General features: G+C 44.9%; 4 protein-coding genes. All 4 read right to left on the minus strand.

Going from position 1 to position 2,761, the window contains the following annotated elements:
* Window positions 1–199: 199 nt before the first annotated feature.
* Entirely contained in the window at window positions 200–1,441 is a 1,242-nt protein-coding gene (locus JEY82_RS19580) for a type II toxin-antitoxin system HipA family toxin (RefSeq protein ID WP_304088994.1), read from the minus strand.
* On the minus strand, window positions 1,438–1,752 hold the full coding sequence (locus JEY82_RS19585) for a helix-turn-helix domain-containing protein (protein ID WP_304088997.1): 315 nt from the start codon (window positions 1,750–1,752) through the stop codon (window positions 1,438–1,440). Before JEY82_RS19585 ends, JEY82_RS19580 begins: the two co-directional genes overlap by 4 nt.
* A gap of 66 nt (window positions 1,753–1,818) precedes the next feature.
* Window positions 1,819–2,340: a hypothetical protein gene (locus JEY82_RS19590; protein ID WP_304089000.1), complete on the minus strand. Its 522-nt coding sequence runs from the start codon at window positions 2,338–2,340 to the stop codon at window positions 1,819–1,821.
* A gap of 145 nt (window positions 2,341–2,485) precedes the next feature.
* Window positions 2,486–2,761 (minus strand): transposase domain-containing protein (locus tag JEY82_RS19595; protein WP_304089003.1); only part of this gene is annotated, 276 nt, incomplete at its 5' end.

Consider the following 2,761-nt stretch of genomic DNA (forward strand, 5'->3'; position numbering starts at 1 on the left):
AGTATATGTCAAAGAACAAGGGCTAAGCTTATATCATCAGGACTTCTTTTAAAAGATGGAGCCTATGTGACGCTTACCTTAACCATAAATCCAATCAGCAGTCCTATGGTTAATATTTATTACCCGCATAACACCTACGCCCCTGAGTGCTATCCGTCAAGAATACCTGAAAATTATGCCGCGTCCCTTTCACGTCCCCTCATAGCTGAGGTCCTAAATCTGCCGAAACCCCATACTCCCCCGCCAGCTTACCAAACTCGCTCAAACTATCTTCTACCTGCTCAATACACTGCCCAGCTTTTTTCTCACTGATATCCGCCACCTCAGCCAACGCCATCAAATGTTCTTTGCCAGGACTCCTACCCTCTCCCATTACCATGGTGGACTGCTCTCCATTGGGGCCATGAGAATATGTAAGGTCGTATGCTGGAGCAAAGGACCATTGTCCGGATTTGCCCATTAGATAGGTAAAGTTCTTTCCATGATCGTCACGGTTGTGGGCTAGAACGTTGAAAACAGCCAGACGGTAGATCTTTTCTACTTCCTGCTGATTCTTAGTAAGGATGTAAGTGAGTTTTATGAGATCCTGATAGTCCAGTGCTGGCACACGGTAATCTGCTTCTAGAAGTCCGCAGGCTGTATGCATATGAAATCTTTCATGTGGGGTAACGTCAAATCGCTTGATACCGAAATACCCCGGACCGTCTTTGGCCGAAAAGAGCCTTGTGGGAGGCATTTCAATACCAGCCTTACGAGCCATGATTGAATAGACATACTCAAGCGCACCGCTATCTCTCCCATCGTGAGTGTTCGGGAATTTGACCATCCATGCTTCGGCACCGCGATTAAGATCGGTGTTTCCAGCACTACCTGAGAGTGGGGAACAATTTAACGTGCCATCTTCAAATACACTGACTAGCACTTTCGGCCTTGCTCCGGCTGATGATCCATTAAGATGCAGTAGAGCTTCGATAACGTCTTGAGGAGTACCGGAAAGCTCTTCAGCGAGTACATTTTTGGCGTATCCAGCGATCTCATCCAGTGACAATTCTCTCGCCCTAGACTGTGATACTGCAGGCTCATATTCTAAAGCCCCAAGGCCGCTAATTCCCACAAAGGCCAGTCGGTCTAGCGGTGTTATTTGACTGGGATGAATTCCCTTACCGCGCAGAACTCTTTCCATGAGAAGCCGACCCCAGCCATCTGGAAGAGAGTCATAGAAAACTCCCGGCAAACTCTCAAACGGAGATTTGCAGTGAACAAACTGATTCTTCGTGGGTAGTTTGAATGGAGATATTTCCATACCTGTTTGCAAGAAATCATCCGTATACTCAAAGTAGATCTCACCATCACGCACGGCCAACACGCCGACATGATGCCGCACAGATCCGAAGTTGCCGAAAACATCTAGTTTTTCATGTACAGCTTTCTTTTGTGTCATGACTTTCGCCCCCGCTTCCGCTTCTTAGGTTCAACTTTATCAAGCACCTGATCCATGGAGGTGAAGCTCTGGCCTTTGGATTCTGTTGCTACCAGCAACTCATCCAATACATCTAGGCTAAAAGCCACTTTGAGGAATGATTCAAGAGAGATTTTACCCGTGCGCTCGAACTTGCGCAAAGTGGAAAGAGGAACTCCAGAACGCTCGGAAAGAGTGTCCTGAGTCCACTGACGATTCAGCCGCAGTTCTCGGATATTTCGTGCTAGTGCTACTAACGCCTCAGAAGGGAGCTTTTCATCAAATAGTGACATTATAATGTCATTTAAACACAATAAGAGATAACAAACAACATAATAGAAGCACTTGATGAAGAATAATTACAGCTCGGCAAGCATTTTAGGCATATTCACTGCAGCAAACACATATTCTCCAAGATCTTTTCCTTGGTAAGGAGTCTCATTCAAGAGCATCGTCATATACCTGATCTCTTCCGGTCCTTTAGGTAGCCGTCCAAATTTGTACCAGAGAATATGCTCAATAGCCTGCTTCATATCATTCATAGTACCAAGCACGCTTCGATTATGAGTCTTGCCGTATGAGCACCCACCGCACTGAAGCAAAGCCTTGGCAATTTGACTTTCATCAGCACCAGCCCATTCCAAAGCTTCCTTGAATCGTTCACGGAAGATCCTGTCAAAATTTGCAAAGTCCTTTTTCACCAACCGTGGAATAAAAACTGCGAATCGCGTTTCGTCATTAACCAGCAAGACAGACTTACTACGATAAAGGCGAAAGGTATTGCCATGCCAGCCACGCAATCCTCTAAAATCGGAATGATCAGCGGGTTCTTTGATTTTCAATTCATCTAGTAACTTCTTGGTGCAGCCTATGTACGGCATAATTGTTCCCTGCTATAACTCCATAATTTCATTATCTTCCAGCACTTGAACATTTGGAAAGATCTCGGCGTAACGTAATTTATATTCTGTATGAAGTGGGAGTAAGCGTAGAAATAGCTGCACCTTACAAATGAAATTAAATCTGCTATATTGCTTTGCCTTTTGGCATTTTCCATGGAAGCAACGATTCAAGATCATGTGCAGAATCTATGAAGGGAAATTTTTCAAATATATAAATCAGATATTCGTAGGGATTGAGATTGTTGGCCTTTGCTGTTTCAACCAGGCTATATATTGTCGCACTGGATTTTGCTCCTCGAGGTGAACCTGAGAACAGCCAGTTCTTGCGGCCGATGGCGAATGGGCGGATTGCATTTTCAGCAACATTATTATCGGGCGTGAGATATGGATTATCGAGGTA

The sequence above is a fragment of the Maridesulfovibrio ferrireducens genome, assembly GCF_016342405.1.
Classification (GTDB): domain Bacteria; phylum Desulfobacterota; class Desulfovibrionia; order Desulfovibrionales; family Desulfovibrionaceae; genus Maridesulfovibrio; species Maridesulfovibrio ferrireducens_A.

Coding starts and splice junctions, on each gene's coding strand:
- JEY82_RS19590 (WP_304089000.1), bottom strand. CDS start 2,340: ATGCCGTACATAGGCTGCACCAAGAAGTTACTAGATGAATTGAAAATC.
- JEY82_RS19585 (WP_304088997.1), bottom strand. CDS start 1,752: ATGTCACTATTTGATGAAAAGCTCCCTTCTGAGGCGTTAGTAGCACTA.
- JEY82_RS19580 (WP_304088994.1), bottom strand. CDS start 1,441: ATGACACAAAAGAAAGCTGTACATGAAAAACTAGATGTTTTCGGCAAC.